This is a genomic window from Bacillus cereus group sp. BfR-BA-01309 (assembly GCF_022664315.1).
In the GTDB taxonomy this organism is placed as follows: domain Bacteria; phylum Bacillota; class Bacilli; order Bacillales; family Bacillaceae_G; genus Bacillus_A; species Bacillus_A mobilis.
Map to the genome: position 1 here is coordinate 645,547 of NZ_JAKUHE010000002.1, position 23,704 is coordinate 669,250.

The following is a 23,704-nucleotide window of genomic DNA, read 5'->3' on the forward strand; positions in this document are numbered from 1 at the left end:
CACAATTAGAACCCTCCTCAAAACATTTAAACGATTCTTTTACACAAGATTATTTAATTCCACCTCATTTAAACTACCAACAACAATATTTCCTTTATGTACAACGAAACGCTTCTCTGTTTGACGTGCTATCGCTTCAGCAGTACATGTTGCATTCGTCAAAACAAAACTCGCTTCATCTCCTACATTCGGCCATGCTCGCTTCCCTTCATCGTTTAACGTTTCCTTTCCTCCCGTAATAAAGCGAAGGGCTTTTCCTAAAGACCTTTCATCACTCCATCCAAAACGTTCCGCTAATCGATTTGCCTTTTGCAGCATATCACCCGTTCCAAACGGTGACCAATGATCAGTAATACTATCATTTCCTAATGAAACTTTCACACCTTTTTTATCTAATAACGGAATTGGGATTACTTGTTTCCCAATTGGCACCGTTGAAGTAATATCAATGTTTAAAGCAGCTAGTCTTTCCGCCACTTCTTCAGCTTCTTTATCCGTAACACCACCAAGTCCAAGCGCATGACTAATTGTTACGCGGCCTTGCCATCCCGCTTCTTCAGTTAGACTTGCTAATCTCTTCATCGTAAACGTTCCAAGATTATTCGCATCATGCAGATGAATATCAACATCCGCATTAAATTCTACTGCGATATCCATAATAGTATGTAATGATTTTTCAATATCATTATCCACTGTAGCTGGATCTACTCCACCGACTAGATTCGCACCCATACGCATCGCATCTTTCACAAGTTGCACAGAATTACTGCGCAATAATCCATGTTGCGGAAAAGCAACAATTCTACCAAAAACCTGATTTTTATATGTTTCCAACGCCGCTAACGTCGCCTCCAAATTACCAAGTCCAATAATCGGATCAACATTACAATGCGTTCTTATATTCGTTGCACCATTTCGAAGCAATAACGCTAACATATTTTCCGCCCTATCTTGAGCAGTTGCTAATTGCTTCGGCAAAATTTTTTCTTCTTCATTAAAACGTGTGAAAATATTCTCTGCTGGCATACATGCTTTCCAAGGGCCACCATAATAGGTTTTATCAATGTGAATATGCATCTCTTCGAAAGCAGGCAAAATCAATAAACGATTGGCATCAAAAATTGATACCCCTTCCTCTTGAGCAGCCCCTGCTATTATACTTTTAATTCGTCCATCTTCAATGAGTAAACTACATAACTCTGTTTCTGTTTGGGAAATTCTCCCCTCTTCATATGTATACCCTGATTCAAGCATTACATTAGTCAACCAATATACTGTCATCTCTATTCCCCCACCCTTTATTAAAAGTTATCTCATACCTTTTACTATAATTTTAATATCAACTGAAAATTAAGACAATTAATACGACTGTTTCCTAAAAAAATTGTAATACAACCGCATAGTCTTCTCATAAATTTCCATATAGAATAGAAGTATATAGCTTGCTAAAAAAGGAGTGGATTGGAAGATGTCAAAAAGGTTATGTAAATCCGAAACTGATAAAATGCTATTTGGTATATGCGGTGGTTTAGGGGAATATTTTGATATTAACTCTACCCTCATTCGCATACTTTGGGTCATTGCTGTTTTATGTTTTGGGACTGGTTTTTTAGTTTATTTTATTTGTTTATTACTTATGCCACGTTCGTACTAGTGGCATCCTGCATATACTTAATCTAAATATAAAAAATCACCTATAGAATTCTATAGGTGATTTTTTTATGAAGAATATTTCATCGTTAAATGCAATACTGCAACTTCATCTTCTTCATTTCTATAACTATGTTTTTTGTTCGCTTCAAATTGAATCGAGTCAAACTCATTCAATTCGTATACATCGTTTTCCACTTGAATCGATACTTTCCCTTTCATTACCGTTACAAGCTCAATAGCACCTTCATGATGAGCTTCTGGTTCATATATACTATTTGCCCTTAAACAAGCACGATGCATTTCCATTCCTGTTTCTTTCGTATAACGGAACATCGTTTCTAAATGCCATGCTTGTCCCACATCTACTGCAAATCCTTCTCCGCAGCGCGCAACAGCTACAGGTTCTCCAACAACCATCAATCTCGATAAAGGAATCGATAACCCCTTCGTTATTTTCCAAATGACAGCTAACGTCGGATTCGTTTCTCCTCTTTCAATCTTTCCTAATGTTAATTTACTAACTCCTGTTTTTTGGGCTAATTCTTCTAAACTTAATTTTTGTTCATTTCGAATTTGTCTTAATAACTGACCTACTTGCTGAATGACCTCTTTCGTTTGCATATCTTCATGTTCTTTCATCTATAAAACCACCTTAAAGTATAAAATAGTTTACTTTTATTAATTTTAAGTATATCATACTATACATAATCATCAATTTCCGAAAGGAGTGCTATACTTCATGCGCGCAATTTTATTAGGCCTTTTATCATCAGCCTTTTTTTCCGCAACCTTTATTATTAATAGAGCGATGAATGTATCTGGAACGAGCTGGGCTTGGACAGCTTCCTTCCGTTTTTTATTCGCTCTCCCTATTTTATTCCTTATCGTTTTATTTCGCAAAAACTTAAGGGGGTTATGGGAAGAATTAAAGAAACATCCATTAGCGTGGATCGGATGGGGTTCTGTTGCTGGTATTGGATTCTATTCTTTATTAAGTTTTGCAGCTGTCTTTTCTCCAGCGTGGCTCGTTGCTGGAACTTGGCAAGTTACGATATTAGCAGGATTACTTTTATCGCCATTGTTCTTCGTTAAAATAGAAACGAAATCAGGAACAAAACTTGTACGCGGAAAAATTCCACTTCGTAGTTTATATGTTGCATTATTTATTTTACTTGGTGTAATTTGTATGCAAGCGACTGCAGCAGGTCATATTACAATGACTCAGTTTATTTCAGGATTTTTACCTGTCGTAGTGGCTGCTTTCTTATATCCATTCGGCAACCGAAAAATGATGGAGCTTGTTGGCGGCCGTCTCGATACGTTCCAACGCGTATTAGGAATGGCAATAGGCAGTCTTCCTATAACAATTTTACTTGGTATATATGGATTTTCTACTACCGGTATTCCAACATCAAGCCAAATGCTGCAAGGCTTTTTGTTAGCATTATGTTCTGGCGTAATTGCAACGATGACATTTTTCTTTGCTACTGACTTAGCAAAAGATAACCTCGCCCTACTTGGAGCTGTTGAAGCAACGCAAGCTGGAACGATGGTCTTTACCGTGCTTGGCGAAATTGTTTTCTTGAATGGTTCATTCCCTGGTGGGCTTTCCCTGCTTGGAATGATTATTATTATGTTAGGAATGGTTGCAAATAGCGTTTTAAATCGATCTGTTCCAATCGTTAAGCAGAAAAAAACAGCATAAAAAGGAGTACGGTTCTATCCCAAAGAACCATACTCCTTTTTTATTGTCCCCCTATTTCGCCTTATCAGAATAGTATTTCATTAGCTGTTTATACTAAAACCTATGTTATAATACGTTTCATGCGCAATATTAGGAGGTAAATTATGTTAAAAAAAGCAATCGCTGAATTTATTGGTACATTTGTACTTGTATTATTCGGAACTGGAGTAGCTGTCATTGGCGGCGGAATTGAAGGAATTGGAACATTAGGAATCGCTATGGCTTTCGGTCTATCTATTGTGGCTATGGCATATAGCATCGGAACAATTTCTGGATGTCACATTAACCCAGCAGTATCAGTAGCTATGTTCATCAACAAAAGAATGAACGCTATGGAACTTTGTTATTATGTATTAGCTCAAATTTTAGGTGGTTTATTAGGAACTGCAACGTTAGTAACGATTTTACGCTCTGCTAAAACACCTTTAGATAATTTAGGACAAAATGGTTTTGGAACTCTTGGTTTATCTGGAGCATTTCTAGTTGAATTCATTTTAACTTTCGTATTCATTTTAGTTATCGTTGCTGTAACAGGTAAAAAAGGAAGCTCTTCTCTAGCAGGATTAGTAATTGGTTTCACATTAGTTTTAGTTCACTTATTAGGAATTCCGTTAACTGGAACTTCTGTTAACCCAGCTCGTAGTATCGCACCAGCTTTATTCGCTGGCGGAGAAGCACTTTCTCAACTATGGGTATTCATCGTTGCACCAATTCTTGGTGGTATCGTAGCAGCTATTGTTGGTAAATTTATTTTAAATACTGAAAAATAGAATTTTCAATATTTCTGAATAAAAAAAGGCGAGCCCTCATTATGAGGTTGCTCGCTTTTTTACTCTTTCATTTTAGACTTTAAGTTTGTAACTAATTGATCTACCGTTACATTTGCAAGTACGTTTTCCATCGCTTCTTGCGCTTGCATTAAAATAATTTCTAATACTGATTGAATATTAGCTCCTACTGGACATTCAATGTTGGGATTTTCATGGAAGGAAAATAGCTGTCCTTCTTCTACAACTTCCACTGCTTTATATACATCAAGTAATGTAATTTCTTCTAAATCACGAGCAAGTGTCGTACCACCTTTACCAGCTTGTACATCAACAAGTCCTGCTCTCTTCAACATTCCTGTAATGCGACGAATCACAACTGGATTTGTATTCACACTACCAGCAATCCATTCAGAGGTACAGCGAGAGTTTCGATCTATCGCAAGTAACGTTAACATATGAACACCTACTGTAAAACGACTACTAATCCCCATCTGCACACCCTCCTTTGTATTCATTCTATTAAAAGACGACTCTTATTATTATATACTATTTTTAATTTATACATAAAGAAAAAGCATGATTCCAATAGGAAATCATACTTTTCTCTCATTATTGACGCTTTATAAACTTCGCTAAATCTTTAAATTTCACTTTATCTGAGTAATTCATTACACCGTTTACGTAAATGCGGCTTGCAAGCATATTGATGATAACGATAGTCACCAATAAAATTACTAACGTCACACCAATTTCTACAGCGCCTGCTTCACCAGCTACAAGTCTTGAAAATGTAACCATAGGTGTAAAGAATGGAATATATGAACTAACTACAGCTAATGTACTATTAGGATCAAATAATGATTTAATACTAATGAAAAATGCTGCTATACCTAACATTGTAATTGGGAACGAAAGAGATTGCACATCCTCAATTTTTGATACAACAGCCCCAACTGCTGCATATAGCATTGCATATAGTAAGTAGCCCGTAACAAAATATACAACGAACATACTAATTACTACCGCATCCAATTTAGAGAAGTCTAGTGTAAGTCCTATTAAAGATGCGTTTTCTAAGTCTACCCAACCTAATAAATATGGTACAAGAAACCCGAAGGAAGCAATAACTAGTAATAGTAAAGCACTAGAAACAATTGCTAAAATTTTGGCATGTAGCATTGTTAATGGTTTTACTTTCGGAAGCATTAACTCCATAACACGAGATGACTTTTCAGATGCTATCGTCGTCCCTATTGCAGTTCCAAACACAATAATAAACATATATAAAGCAAACGAGAAAACATAGCCAATTCCAAAGGAAGATGCATGATCCTTTACTGCCTCTTGTTTTAACGGAATTTCCATTTGCAACTGTTTTGCTACTTCTGCAGATACATTATTTTTTTCAATCATTACCGCTGTATACTGTTCCTTTAAATAACTTGCCATAAGTGTAGCCGTTGATTGGCTTGGAAAACCACTATACATATACGTCACTTCTGGAATACCATTCTTTTCTGTAATATGGAATAAACCGTCTAACTCCCCATCTTCCACTTGCTTACGTAGCTCATTAAATTTATCCTTGTTTTCTACAGTTACTTTAGCAGACGGAAGTAACTTTTTCACATCACTTTCTTGCACTTTATAAGTATCGCTTTCCGTTACTACCGCAATTTTATCTTTTCCTTTATCGTTATCAGCAGTGAAATGATTAAATGCAAAAAGCCCAAACACAACTAAAAATAAAATCGCACTCGTAATTAATGACTTTTTAGATAAAAATGCTTCTCTAAAATAAAATGAAAATACGTGAGAAAATTTACGCATCGTTATTTCGCCCTCTCTACAAAGATTTCGTTTAACGTCGGCTCTAACATTTTAAATTGTCGTAAGGTAATACCTTGTTCTTGCAACTGTTGTAAAATCTTTAGAGCTTCTGCATCATCTTGTACTTGCACATAAAGAAGGCCTTGTTGTTTTTCATACGATACATGAATAGCTTCTAATCCCTTCTCATTCTCTTCTGTATCTTCAATCGTTAAATTACGGAAACCGTATTCTTTTTTAATATCACTTAACTGGCCTTTTACGACTGCTTCGCCTTTTTTCAAAATACATACATGTTGGCAAAAAGCCTCTACTTGTTCCATACGATGACTAGATAAAATAATGGTCTTTCCGCTCTGTACTTGTTCTTCAATAATGCTAGCTAACATTCCAGCATTAACTGGGTCTAGTCCGCTAAACGGTTCATCTAAAATGAGAAGTTCAGGATTATGAAGAAGAGCAGCAATTAATTGGATTTTTTGCTGGTTCCCTTTTGAAAGCTCTCCTGCCGTTTTAAATTTATATTCTGGTATTGCCAATCGATCTAACCAGTGATCAATAGCAAGATCTACTTCTTTTTTCGTCATTCCTTCTAATCTACCAAAATATCGCAACTGGTCTATTACTCTACTTTTTGTATATAAACCTCTCTCTTCTGGTAAATATCCAATTGTTACCCCACTAGTCCCAAATGATTTTCCATCCCATGTAATAGATCCTTCATTAGGCGTTAATAATCCGAGAAGCATTTTGATTGTCGTTGTTTTCCCTGCACCATTTCGCCCAAGTAATCCTAGCACTTCACCTTTAGGTAACGAAATTTGCAAGCCGTTAACTGCTTTTGATTCCCCAAATAGTTTCGTTAAGTTTTGAATTTGTAAACTCAAAGTATAAAGCCTCCCCTTTAATATCATTCATACTCTCTTTCAAAGACTATGTTTATGTAGGATAAAATATAGCACTACGCTTCATCCTTTTAATATGTAGCACCGCCTTAATCCATCATTTGTTCTATTTAGTTAAAATTGTAAATAATATCATGTTATTTGTCAATTATAATTGTCATTTCGACAATAAAACTTGTCAAAATGATTCCCAACATTTTTCTCATCTTTCTAATATAGGACATACTACTATATATACAAAAGACAATATGCAAATGTTCATACAAAAAATATTATTTTTCGATATATAATATTAACTGATTTTCTAACATCGAGGAGGATACATATGAAGATGAAGAGGGGCATTACCACTTTATTATCTGTAGCAGTTCTATCTACATCGCTTGTAGCATGTTCAGGAACACAAGAGAAAACTGTGGCGAAAGAAGAGAAGGTAAAATTAACAGACCAGCAATTAATGGCTGATTTATGGTATCAAACAGCTGGTGAGACGAAAGCACTTTACTACCAAGGATACAATATCGGTCAATTAAAGCTCGATGCAATTCTTGCAAAAGGGACAGAGAAAAAACCTGCTATCGTACTGGATTTAGATGAAACTGTTTTAGATAACAGTCCTCATCAAGCAATGAGTGTAAAGACAGGAAAAGGCTATCCTTACAAATGGGATGACTGGATTAATAAGGCGGAAGCTGAAGCTCTTCCAGGCGCAATTGATTTCTTAAAATATACAGAATCTAAAGGTGTAGATATTTACTACATCTCAAATCGTAAAACGAACCAACTAGATGCAACAATTAAAAATCTTGGGCGTGTAGGTGCTCCTCAAGCAACGAAAGAACATATATTACTACAAGATCCGAAAGAAAAAGGAAAAGAAAAACGCCGTGAACTCGTTTCGCAAACACATGATATCGTCTTATTCTTCGGCGATAACTTATCTGATTTCACTGGTTTTGATGGAAAATCTGTAAAAGATCGAAATCAAGCAGTCGCAGATTCAAAAGCACAATTTGGTGAGAAATTTATTATTTTCCCGAATCCGATGTATGGTGATTGGGAAGGCGCTTTATATGATTATGATTTCAAAAAATCAGATGCAGAAAAAGATAAAATCCGTCGCGACAACTTAAAATCATTTGATGCAAAATAAAAGAGGATGGCATTCGCCATCCTCTTTTATTTTACTTTCTCTGTTAAAGGCAAGATAAATACTTCCACACGTCTATTCTTTGCCTTTCCTTCTTGTGTATCGTTTGGAGCAATCGAACGGTATTCTCCGTAACCAATCGCACTAAATTTTTCTGGTTGTAATTCTTTATTTTGCAGTAATACTTGCATAAAATTAACTGCCCGCTGCGTACTTAATTCCCAGTTTGACGCAAACTGCGCATTAGCAATAGGGACATTATCCGTATGACCCGATACTGTAATTTCACGAGGTGACGCTGAAACAAGTAAGCTAGACATCTCTTTTGCAATCCCTAAAGATTCTAATTTCACATCTGCTTTCCCCGAATCAAACAGTATATTCTCTAATATTGTCACCATTAATCCCTTTTCAGTTAATTTAGTTTGAAAAGAAGAGGATAATTGTTTTTCATTAATATATTGATCAATCTTTTTTTGTAATGCTTTCAATTCATCCATCTCTTTTTTTTCTTTCGCTCTAGCTTCTTCTTGTTTTTTTGCTTGTTCTGTCTCAAGACTACTTGCCGATAACTCTTTCTCTTCATTCGGCTTTTGATCACTTAAAAACTCTTTGTTTCCTGTTCCACCTGCTAATTCGCTTCGAAACGCTACTGCCATCTGTTTGAACTTCGCAGCATCTATACTACTCATTGCGAATAAAACGATAAACAATGCAAATAACAACGTTAACATATCAGAATAAGGGATTAACCAAGTTTCATCGATATGTTCTTCGTGTTTTTTCTTTTTGCCTCTTCTATTTTTTTTACTCCGCATTTTTTTCTGCTCCTTTTTCAAGCTTTTTACGCTCAGTTGCAGAAAGTGCACCTAAAATGCGGTTCTTCATAATAAACGGATATGTACCCTCTTGTAACATTAATAAACAATCAATAATTAAACGTTTTTTCTCTAATTCAGCTGCAGATTTTTGCTTTAATTTATTTGCAAATGGATGCCATAATACATAGCCTGAAAAAATACCAAAAATCGTTGCAATAAACGCACCCGAAATAGCATGACCTAACTTTTCAATATCAGTTAAATTGCCAAGTGCAGCTACAAGACCAATAACAGCACCTAAAACCCCTAATGTCGGTGCATATGTACCAGCTTGAGAAAAAATTGCTGCTCCTTTTGCATGCCTTTCTTCAATTGCTTCTAATTCAGCTTCTAAAATCTGCTCTAGATCTTCTGCGGATACGCCATCAATCACAAATTTCATACCACGCAAAAGAAATTCATCTTGAATTTTGTCTAATTGTTGCTCTAAAGACAAAATACCATATTTTCTACTTTCTGATGTCCAATGAACAAACAATTCTAGCAACTGTTCATAACTTAAATCCTTTTTATTTGAACCAAAAAGAACTTTAAATAATTTTGGAACCCTTTTTAGTTGATTCATCGGAAATGCTATACATACTGCAGCAAATGTACCGATAAAAATAATTAATGCTGCGGCAGGATTCAATAAGGCATTTACGTCAGCGCCCTTGACGACCATCCCTACTACCACTGCTACAAATCCTAAAATAAGTCCAATAATTGTTGCAAAATCCATTCCCATTCACTCCTAGTCTATACAAGAAGTTCTTTATTCTCGATAATCGCTACATCTTCTTATGTATATATATTACATAAAAAATTCATTTCATGAAAGATAAGAAATGAATTAAATGAAAAAATACTACAATTTCACACATTTTCTGACATTTTCTTTGCATTTCTATTACGTTATGACTCTTATATTTCTTTTTCAGTAAACTAGACTTATAATAAAAAACGATACATATTTTATGAAGAAAGGACTGTGATTACAAGGCATCATGAAAAAGATAATCATTATTTCTGCCACTACTATTGTAATCGGTATCACTTCTTTCGCTTACTTTGGTTCTAAATCACCACTGCAAAATGAGGCGAAAGCTGTCGAAAGTCAACAGCATAGTAATCACCAAAAAGAAGAGATTCCAGCTTTTCCAAAAGCTGATCATAATGCAAAAAAACTAGACAATGATTTTTCCGTTGTAACAAATCCAGAGTCTAATCTTGTCTTAGTTAATAAACATCGAAAACTACCAGACGGATACACACCTGAAGACTTAACAAGACCGAACGTACCATTTACTAGTCCAAAAGATAAAGAAAAAACATTGCTGCGTAAAGATGCTGCAGATGCGCTTGAAAATATGTTTGAAGCGGCAAAGAAAGAAGGACTCGAACTTACAGCTGTATCTGGTTATCGTTCCTACAAACGCCAAAAATCATTACATGATACATACGTTAGACGCCAAGGAAAAGCTGAAGCTGATTCAGTAAGTGCCATTCCTGGTACAAGTGAACATCAAACTGGTTTAGCAATGGATATTAGTTCAAAATCTGCTAAATTCCAATTAGAGCCTATTTTTGGAGAGACAGCCGAAGGAAAATGGGTTGCAAAACATGCCCATGAATTTGGCTTTATCATTCGTTATTTAGAAGATAAAACAGAAACAACAGAATATGCATACGAACCGTGGCATTTGCGCTACGTGGGCAATCCATACGCTACATACATATATAAACATCATTTAACATTAGAAGAAGCGATGGAAGACAAAAAATAAGAGAGCAAATTGCTCTCTTATTTTTCTTTCACTCTATCATTGTAGTAATTTTTTCTTCCACTCTTCAGGCCACGGTTCGCCTCTTCCCGTTTTTTTCGATGCTTGAACCATCATTCCACGACCAACTAAACAAACTTCTCCTGCTGCATTCTTCACCATATAATGCAAATCTAAAGAAGAATTCCCAACCGATCCCGCTTTTACATATACTTTCAACTGTTCATCAAAATATATTTGCTTAATAAAATTGCATTGTAAATCTGCAACAACGATCATCGTTTCTGATGATGCATGCGTCCATTCTTGCATAAATCCAAGTTCTTTAAACAATGCGATACGTGCTTCTTCAAAATAAGTAAAGGCAACGACATTATTTACATGTCCAAACATATCTACTTCACCAAAACGAACTTTTACAGGATTATAAAATGAAAAACCACTTTCCCATTGCTCAAAGTCTTCAATATAAGAAATTCTCTTCATTGTTCCCTCTCCTTTTCGCCTTAGAATAAACAGAAAAAACAGAAAAATAAAGTTATAAATATTGCCTCTTCAACATGAAGAGGCAATATTTATTAATAGTTATTATCGCTACCAAAGAAATCTTTGAACGATTGAATTGTTGTATCACGGTTTAATGCCGCAATTGAAGTTGTTAATGGAATACCCTTTGGACATGATTGCACACAGTTTTGAGAGTTACCACAGTTTGCAAGTCCTCCATCTCCCATAATTGCACGTAAGCGATCTGCTTTATGCATTTCACCCGTTGGATGTGAGTTGAATAAACGAGCTTGTGATAACGGTGCTGGTCCAATAAAGTCTGATTTACTATTTACGTTTGGACATGACTCTAAACAAACACCACATGTCATACATTTTGAAAGCTCATAAGCCCATTGACGTTTCTTCTCAGGCATTCTTGGTCCTGGTCCTAAGTCATACGTACCATCAATTGGAATCCAAGCTTTAACGCGTTTTAGAGCGTTAAACATGCGACTACGATCAACTTGTAAGTCACGTACAACTGGGAATGTCTTCATCGGCTTTAAGCGAATTGGCTGTTCTAACTGATCAATAAGAGCTGTACATGATTGACGTGGTTTTCCGTTAATCACCATCGAACATGCGCCACATACTTCCTCTAAACAGTTCATATCCCATGCAATCGGAGTCGTCTGGTTTCCTTTTGAATCAACAGGATTACGACGAATTTCCATCAGTGCCGAAATAATGTTCATATTTGGACGATATGGAATTTCAAACTCTTGGTCAAACTCTTGTGCATCTGGTCCATCTTGTCTCGTAATGATGAGGCGGATTGTTTTCTCAGACATGTTGCTTATCCCCCTTCTCTTCACCCTTAGCAGCTACATCATGTTTTGAGGAATAGTCACGTTTACGTGGTTTAATTAATGAAACATCCACTTCTTCGTAATGGAATGCTGGTGCTTTTCCTTCTCCCTCAAATTTCGCCATCGTAGTTTTTAAGAAGTTTGCATCATCACGATTTGGGAATTCTGGTTTGTAATGTGCTCCGCGGCTTTCATTACGGTTATATGCGCCAATTGTAATGACACGTGCTAACTCAAACATATTTGCAAGTTGGCGTGTAAATGAAGCACCTTGGTTACTCCATCTCGCTGTATCGTTAATGTTAATGCGTTTGTAACGCGCCATTAACTCTTCAATTTTCGCATCAGTTTCTAGTAACTTTTTATTTTCACGAACTACTGTAACGTTATCTGTCATCCATTCTCCAAGCTCTTTATGAAGAACATATGCATTTTCGTTACCATCAAGCGTTAAAATATTGTTAAATTTCTCTGTTTCGATTAATTCATTTTGCTCATATACAGTAGATGAAACAGCATCAGATGATTTAGAAAGACCTTTCATATACTCAATCGCGTTCGGTCCTGCTACCATACCACCGTAAATTGCTGATAATAGTGAGTTCGCACCAAGGCGGTTACCACCGTGCATAGAATAATCACACTCACCTGCTGCAAATAAACCAGGAATACTTGTCATCTGCTTATAATCAACCCATAGTCCGCCCATTGAATAGTGAACTGCTGGGAAGATTTTCATTGGTAGTTTACGAGGATCATCACCTGTAAACTTCTCATAGATTTCAATAATTCCACCAAGTTTAATATCTAGTTCTTTCGGATCTTTATGAGAAAGATCTAAGTACACCATGTTTTCACCGTTAATACCTAGTTTTTGCTCTACGCAAACATCAAAGATTTCACGCGTTGCAATATCACGAGGTACAAGGTTTCCGTAAGCCGGATATTTTTCTTCTAGGAAGTACCATGGTTTACCATCTTTATATGTCCAAACACGGCCACCTTCACCACGTGCAGATTCACTCATAAGACGTAATTTATCGTCTCCAGGAATTGCCGTTGGATGAATTTGAATGAACTCACCGTTTGCATAATATGCGCCTTGTTGATATACAGCAGAAGCTGCTGTACCTGTATTAATAATAGAGTTAGTTGATTTTCCAAAGATGATACCAGGGCCCCCTGTTGCCATAATCACGGCATCAGCTTGGAAACTTTTAATCTCCATTGTTTGTAAGTCTTGTGCAACGATTCCTCGGCACACACCTTCGTCATCCACAACAGCTCGTAAGAAATCCCAACCTTCGTATTTCGTTACAAGTCCTGCTACTTCGTGACGACGTACTTGCTCATCTAATGCGTATAGTAATTGCTGTCCAGTTGTTGCACCAGCAAATGCTGTACGGTGATGTTGTGTTCCACCAAAACGACGGAAATCAAGAAGTCCTTCTTCCGTACGGTTGAACATAACACCCATACGGTCCATTAAATGAATGATACCAGGTGCTGCTTCACACATTGCTTTAACTGGTGGTTGGTTCGCTAAGAAGTCCCCACCATAAATTGTATCGTCAAAGTGGATCCATGGAGAATCCCCTTCACCTTTCGTATTTACGGCACCGTTAATTCCACCTTGGGCACATACAGAATGCGAACGTTTTACTGGTACTAAAGAAAACAGTTCAACATTTACTCCTGCTTCCGCCGCTTTAATCGTTGCCATTAAGCCAGCCAAGCCACCGCCGACTACTATAAGTTTCCCTTTCATGCTCTCCCACTCCTTACTGGTTTGCTAGCTGTGGATCGATGAACGCTAATAATGCACTCACACCTACATAAGATAGACCTAAGAAAATAGCTAATGTTACATAAGTAGAGATTCTTTGTGAACGTGGAGATACTGTAATTCCCCAGCTGATGCAGAATGTCCATAGTCCATTTGCAAAGTGGAAAATTGTTGAAACAACACCGACTAAGTAGAATGCAAACATAGCTGGATTGTTTAAAATATCTGCCATCATATCATAGTTTACCTCTTTACCTAACATTGCTTGAATACGAGTTTCCCAGACGTGCCAAGAAATGAAAATCAGTGTAACGATACCTGAAATTCTTTGGAAGACGAACATCCAGTTACGGAAATAACCGTAAGAAACCGCATTGTTCTTAGCTGTAAATGCAATATATAAGCCATATATAGCATGGTACAGTATCGGTAAAAAGATGATGAAAATCTCTAGCGCGTACCGGAATGGAAGGAGCTCCATAAAGCCTGCAGCTTTGTTAAAAGCCTCTGCTCCTCGTGTTGCAAAGTTGTTTACAATTAAATGTTGCGTCAAAAAGACACCAACCGGGATGACCCCCATTAATGAGTGCCACTTACGAAACGTATACTCGCGGCCTTTCATGTCCCCATTACCCCCCTTGAATGTTTGACTGCTGTTTTCAGATTAGTTTACAACAATAATGTTTTTTCACTATTGGCATAAGAAAAACTGAAAAAATTATTCGAAATATTTCAGCATAATTTGATACCAAGTTCATTTTACTCCTATTTTTGTCGAAGCGTCAAGAAAACGTATACATAATTTGCATATAATTTGCCAATTCTTTTTTTCTTCTTATATATTCAGATTTTCCCAAAGAAAAATCTGTTTTTATAAATGAGAAATGTTATATAATAATCCCTATAGAAAGAGGGGAATATTGTGAGTAAAAATACAATCGATACAACATCTTTAGAAGATGTTTCATTGAACGCCTTCGCTTATGAATTGCTACGTGAAGAATTACTACCTGATTTAATCGGTAACGATTTAGATGGTATTTTATACTGGTCCGGTAGAAACCTTGCAAGAAAATATCCACTAGAAACAACTGAAGAAGTCATTCAGTTCTTCGAAAAAGCTGGCTGGGGCACTTTAAGCATTATTGAACATAAGCGTCGTGAAATGCAGTTCCAACTTAAAGGTACACTCATCGCTGAACGCCAAAAACAAAACAGACATTCTTCTTATCAATTAGAAGCTGGATTCATCGCTGAACAAATTCAAAAACAACGAAACGTCGTTGCAGAGTCCTATGAAGAAAAGAAAAAACGTTCAGACTCTATTACATTTCTTGTGAAATGGGATATAAAAGATCTCATTGAAGTGTAGCATTACCTACAGTCAACTAGACATATAAGTTTAGTTGACTTTTTTGTATTTTCATTCAGTTAGATTTATTTTAAATCTTCAGAAATTATACCAGAAAATAGAAGACGTTGTAAACTACAACGTCTTCTTATCCGCTAAATAAGTATAAATCGTTTCTGCGACATTTTTCGGCATACCCGCTTCGACAAATTCAGCTACAGAAGCTTCCTTCATTTTCTTTAATGAACCAAAATGTTTTAACAATACCTTTTTCCGTTTATCACCGATTCCAGGAATATCATCCAGTGCTGATTGAATGACAGATTTCCCGTGTAGTTGACGATGAAATGTAATCGCAAATCGATGCACTTCATCTTGAATGCGCTGCAATAAATAAAACTCTTGGCTATTTCTCTCAAGCATCACAGGTTCAGGTGGATCCCCAATAATTAAATGGGAGGTTTTATGTTTGTCATCTTTTACAAGACCTGCCATCGGAATATATAAACCGAGTTCATTTTCTAGAACATCACTTACAGCTGCCAGATGACCTTTTCCACCATCAATAATGATTAAATCTGGTAAAGGCAAACTCTCTTTCAGTGCCCTTGTATAACGGCGTCTCACAACTTCTCTCATAGACTCATAATCATCCGGTCCTTGAACCGTTTTAATTTTATATTTCCTGTATTCTTTCTTAGCTGGTTTCCCATCGATAAAAGCAATCATTGCAGAAACAGGATTCGTCCCTTGAATATTTGAGTTATCAAACGCCTCAATACGATAAGGTGTTTCAATCCCAAGCTGCTTCCCTAAATGATCTACCGCTTTAATCGTTCGCTCTTCATCACGTTCAATTAAATAGAATTTCTCTTCAAGAGCAATCTTCGCATTTTTATTTGCTAATTCTACAAGATCTTTTTTCTTACCACGTTTCGGCTGTGTCGCTTCCACTTCTAAAAAGCGCTCTACTAACTCTGAGTCTATACTTCCTGGAACGACAATTTCCTTCGGCTTAAAATGACTGCTGTTCTCATAAAATTGACCGATAAACGTTAAAAATCCCTCTTCTGGTTCATCGTAGATCGGAAACATAGAAACGTCACGTTCAATTAGCTTTCCTTTTCGAACGAAGAAAACTTGAACACACATCCATCCTTTATCAACTGCATACCCAAACACATCACGATCCACTAAGTCACTCATAATCATCTTTTGTTTTTCCATAATCGCATCAATATGCGCAATTTGATCGCGTAATTCTTTTGCGCGTTCAAATTCTAGTTTCTCTGAAGCTTCATACATCTTTGTTTCTAATTCTGAACGAACTTCTTTATGTCCACCATTTAAAAATTTAATAATTTCATCTACAATTTCTTTGTTTTGTTCTTCCGTCACTTCTTTCACACACGGTGCTAAACATTGACCCATATGATAATATAAACAAACTTTATCAGGCATATTTGAGCACTTACGAAGCGGATACATACGATCAAGCAATTTTTTCGTTTCATGAGCTGATTGTGCATTCGGATAAGGGCCAAAATACTTTCCTTTATCCTTTTTTACGTTTCGTGTAATGAGTAATCGTGGCTGTTTCTCAGCTGTAATTTTAATAAAAGGATATGTTTTATCGTCTTTTAATTGAATATTATATTTTGGATCATGTTTTTTTATTAAATTTAACTCTAAAATGAGAGCCTCTAGATTTGAAGAGGTTACAATATATTCAAAATCTACAATTTCTCCTACAAGCCGAAGTGTTTTTCCATCATGTGAACCAGTAAAGTACGAGCGCACACGATTTTTAAGCACTTTTGCCTTTCCGACATATATAACCGTTCCTTGCTTATCTTTCATTAAATAACAACCAGGTTGATCTGGTAAAATAGCCAGCTTCTCTTTTAAATGTTCGTGCACTCGTCACCCTCCATTTCTACATGCTTAGCATTTTTATTTTCACATGAAAACATACTATGCCAAAACACCCAACATACGTTCTTTCATTGTAACGGAAAGGTGTAAAAAAGGAAAATAAAAAAAGCTGCCAAATGGCAGCTCCTTTATTTTAGAAGTGTTTAGAAACTAATTCTACTAACGCTTCTTTCGGTTTGTAACCTAACGCTTGATCAACTACTTTACCGTCTTTTAATACGAAAAGAGCTGGAATGCTCATTACTTCGAATTGACGAGCAGTTTCTTGGTTTTCATCCACGTCTACTTTTACTACTTTTACTTTTTCGCCTAGTTCTGCATCAATTTCCTCTAATACAGGAGCGATCATTTTACAAGGTCCACACCATGGTGCCCAGAAATCTAATAATACAACACCTTCGCTAGTTTCAGATGCGAAGCTTTGGTCATTTGCGTTTACAATTGCCATTTTATTTCCTCCTTCAAGTATATTCTACCAAGAGTATATCATTAACTTATATACGTGGCGAATAATATGTATCGTTATGTATTGTAACAAAAAAGTGTTCCTTTATACTATATAAAAATACGGATTACATACTAAAAAGATGAGAGACAGGGGATCTCTCACCTTTTTCTATATATAGGGGTACTTCACTTGGAACTCAAGGGTACTCAAATCATGAATGTACTTTTAACTTTTTAAACTCTTCTGTTAAAAGAGGTAAGACTTCAAATAAATCGCCAACAATACCATAGTCAGCTACTTTGAAGATACTTGCTTCTGGATCTTTATTAATCGCAACGATTATTTTTGAGTTAGACATACCAGCTAAATGCTGAATCGCACCAGAAATACCGCATGCAATGTATAAGTCTGGCGTAACAACTTTACCAGTTTGACCAATTTGTAATGAGTAATCGCAATACTCAGCGTCACATGCACCACGAGATGCTCCAACAGCGCCGCCTAATACGTCAGCTAACTCTTTTAATGGCTTGAATCCTTCTTCACTCTTCACACCGCGTCCGCCAGCGATAATAACTTTCGCTTCAGAAAGATCAACACCTTCTGCAGTTTTACGGACAACATCTTGAATGATTGTACGTAGGTCTTTTACATCTACTGTAATAGAAGATACGTCACCACTGCGAGACTCATCTTTTTCAAGCGTTGCAATGTTATTTGGACGCACTGTCGCAAATAAGATACCGTCTGTTACAATCTTCTTCTCAAATGCCTTACCAGAGTAGATTGGACGAGTGAAGATAACATTTCCACCTTCAACTTCTAAAGCAGTTACGTCAGAAACTAGACCAGCTTCAAGTTTCGCTGCTAATTTTGGTGATAAATCTTTACCAAGTGCTGTATGTCCAAATACAATACCCTCTGGCTTTTCTTCAGCATATACAGCTAAAAATGCTTGTGCATATCCATCAGATGTATATGATTTTAATTTATCATTTTCAACTGTCACAACGCGATCTGCACCGTAATGAATCAATTCATTTGCAAAAGAGGCAACGCTGTCTCCAACTAGAAGACCTACTACTTCACCGCCTTCTGCAATTGTTTTTGCTGCCGCTACCGCTTCAAATGAAACGTTACGTAGCGATCCATCACGAACTTCACCCATTACCAATACTTTACGAGCCATAGATTTTCCCTCCTGCATATATAATTTCGTATTTTATTAGATTACTTTCGCTTCTGTATGGAGCAACGATACAAGTTCTTTTACTTGATCTTGCAGCTCGCCTTGTAACACTTTTCCTGCATCTTTCTTAGGAGGCAAATAGATTTCAATTGTTTTTGTCTTTGCTTCCACATCTTCTTCTTCCAAATCTAAATCATCTAATTCTACTTCTTCTAGTGGCTTTTTCTTCGCTTTCATAATACCTGGAAGCGATGGATAACGCGGTTCATTTAAACCTTGTTGTGCTGTTACTAAAACTGGTAATGAAGTTTCAATCACTTCCGTATCACCTTCAACATCACGCTCAATCTTCACATTTGTACCGTCAATTTCAAGTTTTGTAATTGTCGTTACGTATGGAATATTTAACGCTTCAGCTACACGTGGACCAACTTGTCCAGATGCACCATCAATTGCAACGTTCCCGCCTAAAATTAAATCTGCATCTTTATCTTTTAAATATTCAGCAAGTACTTTTGCTGTCGTGAACTGGTCACCATTTTCCACATCATCTTCAATATTAATTAATACCGCTTTATCGCAGCCCATCGCTAATGCCGTACGAAGTTCTTTCTCACTTTCTTCGCCACCGACTGTTACAACAGTAACTTCGCCACCTTGTGCGTCTCTCACTTGAATTGCTTCTTCAATCGCATATTCGTCGTAAGGGTTGATGATGAATTCCGCTTCGCCATCGTAAATTGCACCGTTTTTAATTACGATTTTTTCTTCTGTATCAAATGTTCGTTTCATGAGTACGTAGATGTTCATTCCATTTACCCCCTTGTTTTTCAGAAAGATTCTATCAATTCTAATTTTCTGTTAATTTATATTAAAAAAATAGTTGAACTACCTGCCACTAAATGAAGGTTTACGCTTTTCTAAAAACGCTGCTACACCTTCTCTTCCATCTTCACCCGTAAATACTTCACCAAAGATTTGAGCTTCGCGTTGTACACCTTCATAATAATGAGACGATTTCGTCGTTTGCAATAACTCTAGTACAGCACGAGTCGTCGCTGGGCTTTTTCCAGCAATCTGTTTTGCAACTTTAAGCGTATCATCTAAAAATGTTTCTTCAGCAAAAACTCCGTTAACAAGTCCCCATTTTAATGCTTCTGCACCAGTAATTGGTGTACTTGTTAACATCATTTCACAAGCTTTCGCTTTCCCAACATAACGTGGTAATCGCTGTGTACCTGCAAATCCAGGAATTAATCCAAGTGTTAATTCAGGTAAACCAAGTTTTGCACTTTCAGTTGCAAAGCGCATGTGGCAAGACATAGCAAACTCAAGGCCGCCGCCAAGTGCCGCTCCATGAATTGCCGCGATAACTGGTTTTGAACATTTTTCAACACGCTCAAACGTAACTTGTCCAAGCTGCGCTAATTCAGTCGCTTGCTTCGCTTCAGTAACAGATGTAAATTCTTTAATATCTGCTCCCGCTGAGAAGAAGCGCCCTTCACCGTGAATTACAACAACACGAATGTTATCATCTTTCTCCACTTGATCAATTAATTCAGTAACGTCATGCATAACTTGTGAAGACATCGCATTAGCCGGCGCATGATTTAACGTCGCCACCGCGATATGATCTTCAACTCTTACAGATAGGAATTTCAACATGATCCCTCCCATTATTGACGATAACCACAAGCTGCAATAAGTAGCCCATGTACCGTTTTTGAAAGTGCGACCAGATCATACTTATGATCGCTCATTACCCAATTGGTCACAACTTCATCTACTGTTCCAAAGATCATTTGTCTTGCCACGCGAACATTTAAATCCGCTTGGAATTCACCTTGCTTTATACCTATCTCTAAAATCTCATCCATAACTTGTAAGTAGCCTTTTAATACTTCATTTATTTTCAGGCGTAAGTCTTGATTGGACTGTCTTAGCTCTAATTGCGTAACGATAGCAAGAGGATCATTTTGTGACAACAGCAAGAAGTGCGTTTCTACCAACATGAACAATTTCGATACAGCGCTTTCAATTCCTGCTGTTTTTTGACGAATTGTTTCGACAAATTCTCCCATCTTCTCTTGGAATAAGGATATTAATATATCTTCTTTATTTTTAAAATATAAGTAAATCGTGCCATCAGCTACCCCAGCTTGCTTTGCTATTTTAGAAACTTGCGCTTGGTGGTACCCCTTCTCCGCAATCACAATGACTGCCGCATCAATAATTTGATTGTATTTCGGTCTATTTTTCTTCACTTTACTGTCCCCTTCAAGAAGATGACTGAATGAATAGTCATTCATATTCTTATAATACTGACTATTTAGAAAAGTGTCAATCCTATTTTTTCAAAAAGAAAGGGCCTTAGCCCGTTTGCTCATCCTCATTCTTTTTTTTCTCTTCATCTATTAGGACACGACGTAAAATTTTTCCAACTGTCGTTTTCGGCAGTTCATCTCTAAACTCATATACTTTCGGCACTTTATAAGCAGCTAAATATTTACGCGCAAACTGGTTTAATTCTTCCTCAGAACACTCCATACCTTCTTTTAACACAACAAATGCTTTAACTGTCTCTCCTCGGTACGGATCGGGAATTCCAATCGTCACTACTTCTTGCACTTTTTCATGCTCATATAATACTTCTTCTACTTCACGAGGATACACATTAAAGCCACTCGCAACAATCATATCTTTTTTACGATCTTTCACATAGAAAAATCCATCTTCATCCATGTAACCTACATCCCCTGTATGGAGCCATCCGTCTTGTAATACAGCTGCTGTTTCTTCTGGCTTATTCCAATACCCTTTCATAATCTGAGGACCTTTTACTACAATTTCACCAATTTCACCCGGAGGTAAAGCCTCTCCCGTTTCAAGTGACATAATGTTTGCCTCTGTATCTGGCCACGGCACACCAATACTTCCTGGCACGCGTTTTTCCCACAAAAAATTCCCGTGTGTAACTGGCGACGACTCCGTTAATCCATAACCTTCTACCAATTTGCCACCTGTAACTCTCTCAAACTCTTCCTGCACTTCTACAGGAAGCGGGGCAGATCCACTAATACAAGCCTCGATAGAAGAAATATCATATTCTTTTAAGAGGGGACTATTTAATAGAGCAATATAAATGGTTGGTGCCCCTGGAAATAGTGTGACTTTATGTTTTTTTATTGCTTCAAAAACCATTTTCATATCAAACTTCGGAATCAGCACCATTTTATACCCTTGCATAATACTTAAATTCATTACAGCTGTCATCCCATACACATGAAAGAACGGAAGAACACCAAGAATTACTTCTTCTCCTTCTTTACAATTATATAGCCAATGCGCTCCCATTAAAGTGTTCGAAACAAGGTTTTTATGCGTCAACATAACCCCTTTTGGAAATCCCGTTGTTCCCCCTGTATACTGCAAAAGAGCTAGATCATTTTCAGGATCACAAGGAACTTCAACATTAACATTACTTTCTCGTTCTACTGATTTCCATAGATGAATCGTTTCACTTTCCGAAACATTTACAACAAGATTTGCCTGCTTTTTTTGTACAAATGGATAAAGTAAATTTTTAGGGAAGGGTAAAAAGTCCGCAATACGGGTCACGATAATATGTTCAATTTTTGTAGCAGCTTGAACATTCGTTACTCTTGGGAACACTAAATCGAGACAAAGAATTACTTTTGCTCCTGAGTCATGAAGCTGGTATTCCAATTCTCTTTCTGTATATAGTGGATTTGTTTGTACTACGATACCTCCCGCAAGTAATGTACCATAATAACTAATTACAGATTGCGGACAGTTCGGCAACATAATAGCAACTCGATCACCCTTTTCCACACCGAGCTTTTGAAGATAATTTGCAAATCTCTTCACCTTATCGTGGAAATCTGAAAATGTAATATCCTTCCCTAAAAAGTGAAGCGCTTTCTTTTCTGGATAGCGAGAAGCCACCTGTTCCACATATCCATGAAGCGGCTGAATATCATAAGAAATCGTACTTGGAATTTCTTCTGGATAACTTTTCAACCATGGTTTTTCCACCTTCATTCCCCCTTCAAATACATAAAAAATAAATGAATGTTCATTCATGATGGTTGTTTTCATTATATTATAGTCGCCATAACGTTACAATCATAATATTCTGACTTTTATATAACTATGCTTCACTCCATTAACTTCTTATTATATGTATAAACTCTCCTAATCTATAAAAGAATAAGAGAGTTATTATTTAGCTTAATCTTATTATCGTTAACACAGCTCCTGGTGTAGTTGTTGATAATGTTGCAACAGCTAACAAACCAAATAGTTGCAAACTAATGGCATCTCCCGCTGCAAGGGTTGTAATGATTGTTGCACTAAATGATGTAGTTGCTAACGCAGGAGCATTGATCGTCCCAGCAAGTGGTGTTCCATTAATTGTAATCCGTGAACTGACTAATAATGAAGCCGTTATATTAATCGTATATGAAATATAATAATTCCCAGCATTTGCAACCGTAAATACTGTATTCCCCCCAGAAACAGTAATTCCTGGACCGATATTTTGATTATTTGGAAGCGGGACATTCGTTCCACCTAAAAGTACGGATATCGCTGTTCCCGACGTATTATTTGCAAATGCATACGTCGCCGTGATACTTGTACCTGTTACTCCCGTTGGACCCGTCGCTCCCGTTATTCCCGTTGATCCTGTTGGGCCTGTCGCTCCCGTTGGACCCGTCGGACCTGTTGATCCCGTTGATCCCGTTGATCCTGTTATTCCCGTTGATCCTGTTGGACCTGTCGCTCCCGTTGATCCTGTTGGACCTGTCGCTCCCGTTGATCCTGTTGGACCTGTCGCTCCCGTTTTTCCCGTTGATCCTGTTGGACCTGTTGGACCTGTCGCTCCCGTTATTCCCGTTGATCCTGTTGGACCTGTTGGAC

At 37.0% G+C, this 23,704-nt stretch carries 25 protein-coding genes; 6 read left to right on the forward strand and 19 right to left on the reverse strand.

Features of this window, described 5'->3' with window-relative positions; genetic code table 11:
* Positions 1–39 precede the first annotated feature (39 nt).
* Complete coding sequence (locus MR115_RS06990) at positions 40–1,281, reverse strand: amidohydrolase family protein (protein ID WP_242240585.1); 1,242 nt, start codon at positions 1,279–1,281, stop codon at positions 40–42.
* 187 nt (positions 1,282–1,468) lie between these two features.
* Here MR115_RS06990 and MR115_RS06995 point away from each other — a divergent pair, with 187 nt between their 5' ends.
* A complete protein-coding gene (locus MR115_RS06995) occupies positions 1,469–1,654 on the forward strand; it encodes a PspC domain-containing protein (protein WP_242240587.1) in 186 nt (61 codons plus the stop codon).
* A gap of 65 nt (positions 1,655–1,719) precedes the next feature.
* Here MR115_RS06995 and MR115_RS07000 read toward each other — a convergent pair whose 3' ends face one another.
* Positions 1,720–2,292 (reverse strand): helix-turn-helix domain-containing protein, encoded by a 573-nt coding sequence (locus MR115_RS07000; protein ID WP_063261301.1) that lies wholly within the window; start codon positions 2,290–2,292, stop codon positions 1,720–1,722.
* A gap of 100 nt (positions 2,293–2,392) precedes the next feature.
* On the opposite strand from MR115_RS07000, the gene MR115_RS07005 reads away from it, so the two are divergent.
* Together MR115_RS07005 and MR115_RS07010 are read left to right on the forward strand one after the other, a co-directional pair.
* Positions 2,393–3,358 (forward strand): DMT family transporter, encoded by a 966-nt coding sequence (locus MR115_RS07005; protein ID WP_242240589.1) that lies wholly within the window; start codon positions 2,393–2,395, stop codon positions 3,356–3,358.
* Positions 3,359–3,501: 143 nt separating this feature from the next.
* Positions 3,502–4,167: an MIP/aquaporin family protein gene (locus tag MR115_RS07010; protein ID WP_000913204.1), complete on the forward strand. Its 666-nt coding sequence runs from the start codon at positions 3,502–3,504 to the stop codon at positions 4,165–4,167.
* A 59-nt stretch (positions 4,168–4,226) separates the two neighbouring features.
* Here MR115_RS07010 and MR115_RS07015 read toward each other — a convergent pair whose 3' ends face one another.
* The 3 genes from MR115_RS07015 to MR115_RS07025 form a co-directional block, all read right to left on the reverse strand.
* Positions 4,227–4,658 carry an Rrf2 family transcriptional regulator gene (locus MR115_RS07015; protein ID WP_000512998.1) on the reverse strand — a complete coding sequence of 144 codons (432 nt, stop codon included), beginning with the start codon at positions 4,656–4,658 and terminating at the stop codon, positions 4,227–4,229.
* Positions 4,659–4,776: 118 nt separating this feature from the next.
* On the reverse strand, positions 4,777–5,997 hold the full coding sequence (locus MR115_RS07020; RefSeq protein WP_242240591.1) for an ABC transporter permease: 1,221 nt from the start codon (positions 5,995–5,997) through the stop codon (positions 4,777–4,779).
* Between the two features lie 2 nt (positions 5,998–5,999).
* Complete coding sequence (locus MR115_RS07025) at positions 6,000–6,884, reverse strand: ABC transporter ATP-binding protein (protein WP_063261304.1); 885 nt, start codon at positions 6,882–6,884, stop codon at positions 6,000–6,002.
* A 343-nt stretch (positions 6,885–7,227) separates the two neighbouring features.
* Between MR115_RS07025 and MR115_RS07030 the strand changes: the two genes are divergently transcribed.
* The gene (locus MR115_RS07030; RefSeq protein WP_242240593.1) at positions 7,228–8,055 is read left to right on the forward strand and encodes a 5'-nucleotidase, lipoprotein e(P4) family; all 828 of its coding nucleotides are present in this window, start codon (positions 7,228–7,230) and stop codon (positions 8,053–8,055) included.
* Positions 8,056–8,081: 26 nt separating this feature from the next.
* Here MR115_RS07030 and motB read toward each other — a convergent pair whose 3' ends face one another.
* Entirely contained in the window at positions 8,082–8,870 is a 789-nt protein-coding gene (gene motB, locus MR115_RS07035) for a flagellar motor protein MotB (RefSeq protein ID WP_242240595.1), read from the reverse strand.
* A complete protein-coding gene (gene motA, locus MR115_RS07040; RefSeq protein WP_076540523.1) occupies positions 8,860–9,654 on the reverse strand; it encodes a flagellar motor stator protein MotA in 795 nt (264 codons plus the stop codon). Before motA ends, motB begins: the two co-directional genes overlap by 11 nt.
* Before the next feature lie 265 nt (positions 9,655–9,919).
* Between motA and MR115_RS07045 the strand changes: the two genes are divergently transcribed.
* A complete protein-coding gene (locus MR115_RS07045; protein ID WP_242240597.1) occupies positions 9,920–10,699 on the forward strand; it encodes a M15 family metallopeptidase in 780 nt (259 codons plus the stop codon).
* 36 nt (positions 10,700–10,735) lie between these two features.
* On the opposite strand, the gene MR115_RS07050 is transcribed toward MR115_RS07045, so the two are convergent.
* The 4 genes from MR115_RS07050 to sdhC all read right to left on the reverse strand — a co-directional run bounded on the left by MR115_RS07050 (position 10,736) and on the right by sdhC (position 14,462).
* Complete coding sequence (locus MR115_RS07050; RefSeq protein ID WP_000822734.1) at positions 10,736–11,182, reverse strand: acyl-CoA thioesterase; 447 nt, start codon at positions 11,180–11,182, stop codon at positions 10,736–10,738.
* Positions 11,183–11,274: 92 nt separating this feature from the next.
* On the reverse strand, positions 11,275–12,036 hold the full coding sequence (gene sdhB / locus MR115_RS07055) for a succinate dehydrogenase iron-sulfur subunit (RefSeq protein WP_001291830.1): 762 nt from the start codon (positions 12,034–12,036) through the stop codon (positions 11,275–11,277).
* Positions 12,029–13,822 (reverse strand): succinate dehydrogenase flavoprotein subunit, encoded by a 1,794-nt coding sequence (gene sdhA / locus MR115_RS07060; RefSeq protein ID WP_061677094.1) that lies wholly within the window; start codon positions 13,820–13,822, stop codon positions 12,029–12,031. Before sdhA ends, sdhB begins: the two co-directional genes overlap by 8 nt.
* Before the next feature lie 13 nt (positions 13,823–13,835).
* A complete protein-coding gene (gene sdhC / locus MR115_RS07065) occupies positions 13,836–14,462 on the reverse strand; it encodes a succinate dehydrogenase cytochrome B558 (protein WP_000678354.1) in 627 nt (208 codons plus the stop codon).
* A 300-nt stretch (positions 14,463–14,762) separates the two neighbouring features.
* On the opposite strand from sdhC, the gene MR115_RS07070 reads away from it, so the two are divergent.
* Positions 14,763–15,212: a YslB family protein gene (locus MR115_RS07070; protein WP_000042227.1), complete on the forward strand. Its 450-nt coding sequence runs from the start codon at positions 14,763–14,765 to the stop codon at positions 15,210–15,212.
* A 114-nt stretch (positions 15,213–15,326) separates the two neighbouring features.
* On the opposite strand, the gene uvrC is transcribed toward MR115_RS07070, so the two are convergent.
* From uvrC to MR115_RS07110, 8 genes are all read right to left on the reverse strand, one after another.
* Positions 15,327–17,111, reverse strand: a complete 1,785-nt coding sequence (gene uvrC / locus MR115_RS07075; protein ID WP_098238395.1) for an excinuclease ABC subunit C — start codon at positions 17,109–17,111, stop codon at positions 15,327–15,329.
* Between the two features lie 148 nt (positions 17,112–17,259).
* Positions 17,260–17,574: a thioredoxin gene (gene trxA, locus MR115_RS07080; RefSeq protein ID WP_001018946.1), complete on the reverse strand. Its 315-nt coding sequence runs from the start codon at positions 17,572–17,574 to the stop codon at positions 17,260–17,262.
* Positions 17,575–17,785: 211 nt separating this feature from the next.
* Positions 17,786–18,763 carry an electron transfer flavoprotein subunit alpha gene (gene etfA / locus MR115_RS07085; protein WP_061677092.1) on the reverse strand — a complete coding sequence of 326 codons (978 nt, stop codon included), beginning with the start codon at positions 18,761–18,763 and terminating at the stop codon, positions 17,786–17,788.
* 36 nt (positions 18,764–18,799) lie between these two features.
* Entirely contained in the window at positions 18,800–19,573 is a 774-nt protein-coding gene (etfB, locus tag MR115_RS07090; RefSeq protein ID WP_001029040.1) for an electron transfer flavoprotein subunit beta, read from the reverse strand.
* Positions 19,574–19,651: 78 nt separating this feature from the next.
* Positions 19,652–20,428, reverse strand: coding sequence for an enoyl-CoA hydratase (locus MR115_RS07095; protein WP_000911294.1), 777 nt, complete (start codon positions 20,426–20,428; stop codon positions 19,652–19,654).
* 11 nt (positions 20,429–20,439) lie between these two features.
* Entirely contained in the window at positions 20,440–21,027 is a 588-nt protein-coding gene (locus MR115_RS07100; RefSeq protein ID WP_472926389.1) for a TetR/AcrR family transcriptional regulator, read from the reverse strand.
* Between the two features lie 106 nt (positions 21,028–21,133).
* A complete protein-coding gene (locus MR115_RS07105; protein ID WP_242240601.1) occupies positions 21,134–22,819 on the reverse strand; it encodes a long-chain-fatty-acid--CoA ligase in 1,686 nt (561 codons plus the stop codon).
* 190 nt (positions 22,820–23,009) lie between these two features.
* A partial coding sequence (locus MR115_RS07110) for a BclA C-terminal domain-containing protein (RefSeq protein ID WP_242240603.1) occupies positions 23,010–23,704 on the reverse strand: 695 nt, incomplete at its 5' end.

What these genes read in the sequence shown, in the direction of transcription:
- MR115_RS06990 (WP_242240585.1), bottom strand. Translation starts at nt 1,281, where the DNA reads ATGACAGTATATTGGTTGACTAATGTAATGCTTGAATCAGGGTATACA.
- MR115_RS06995 (WP_242240587.1), top strand. Translation starts at nt 1,469, where the DNA reads ATGTCAAAAAGGTTATGTAAATCCGAAACTGATAAAATGCTATTTGGT.
- MR115_RS07000 (WP_063261301.1), bottom strand. Translation starts at nt 2,292, where the DNA reads ATGAAAGAACATGAAGATATGCAAACGAAAGAGGTCATTCAGCAAGTA.
- MR115_RS07005 (WP_242240589.1), top strand. Translation starts at nt 2,393, where the DNA reads ATGCGCGCAATTTTATTAGGCCTTTTATCATCAGCCTTTTTTTCCGCA.
- MR115_RS07010 (WP_000913204.1), top strand. Translation starts at nt 3,502, where the DNA reads ATGTTAAAAAAAGCAATCGCTGAATTTATTGGTACATTTGTACTTGTA.
- MR115_RS07015 (WP_000512998.1), bottom strand. Translation starts at nt 4,658, where the DNA reads ATGGGGATTAGTAGTCGTTTTACAGTAGGTGTTCATATGTTAACGTTA.
- MR115_RS07020 (WP_242240591.1), bottom strand. Translation starts at nt 5,997, where the DNA reads ATGCGTAAATTTTCTCACGTATTTTCATTTTATTTTAGAGAAGCATTT.
- MR115_RS07030 (WP_242240593.1), top strand. Translation starts at nt 7,228, where the DNA reads ATGAAGATGAAGAGGGGCATTACCACTTTATTATCTGTAGCAGTTCTA.
- motB (WP_242240595.1), bottom strand. Translation starts at nt 8,870, where the DNA reads ATGCGGAGTAAAAAAAATAGAAGAGGCAAAAAGAAAAAACACGAAGAA.
- motA (WP_076540523.1), bottom strand. Translation starts at nt 9,654, where the DNA reads ATGGATTTTGCAACAATTATTGGACTTATTTTAGGATTTGTAGCAGTG.
- MR115_RS07045 (WP_242240597.1), top strand. Translation starts at nt 9,920, where the DNA reads ATGAAAAAGATAATCATTATTTCTGCCACTACTATTGTAATCGGTATC.
- MR115_RS07050 (WP_000822734.1), bottom strand. Translation starts at nt 11,182, where the DNA reads ATGAAGAGAATTTCTTATATTGAAGACTTTGAGCAATGGGAAAGTGGT.
- sdhB (WP_001291830.1), bottom strand. Translation starts at nt 12,036, where the DNA reads ATGTCTGAGAAAACAATCCGCCTCATCATTACGAGACAAGATGGACCA.
- sdhA (WP_061677094.1), bottom strand. Translation starts at nt 13,822, where the DNA reads ATGAAAGGGAAACTTATAGTAGTCGGCGGTGGCTTGGCTGGCTTAATG.
- sdhC (WP_000678354.1), bottom strand. Translation starts at nt 14,462, where the DNA reads ATGAAAGGCCGCGAGTATACGTTTCGTAAGTGGCACTCATTAATGGGG.
- trxA (WP_001018946.1), bottom strand. Translation starts at nt 17,574, where the DNA reads ATGGCAATTGTAAACGCAAATGACCAAAGCTTCGCATCTGAAACTAGC.
- etfA (WP_061677092.1), bottom strand. Translation starts at nt 18,763, where the DNA reads ATGGCTCGTAAAGTATTGGTAATGGGTGAAGTTCGTGATGGATCGCTA.
- etfB (WP_001029040.1), bottom strand. Translation starts at nt 19,573, where the DNA reads ATGAACATCTACGTACTCATGAAACGAACATTTGATACAGAAGAAAAA.
- MR115_RS07095 (WP_000911294.1), bottom strand. Translation starts at nt 20,428, where the DNA reads ATGTTGAAATTCCTATCTGTAAGAGTTGAAGATCATATCGCGGTGGCG.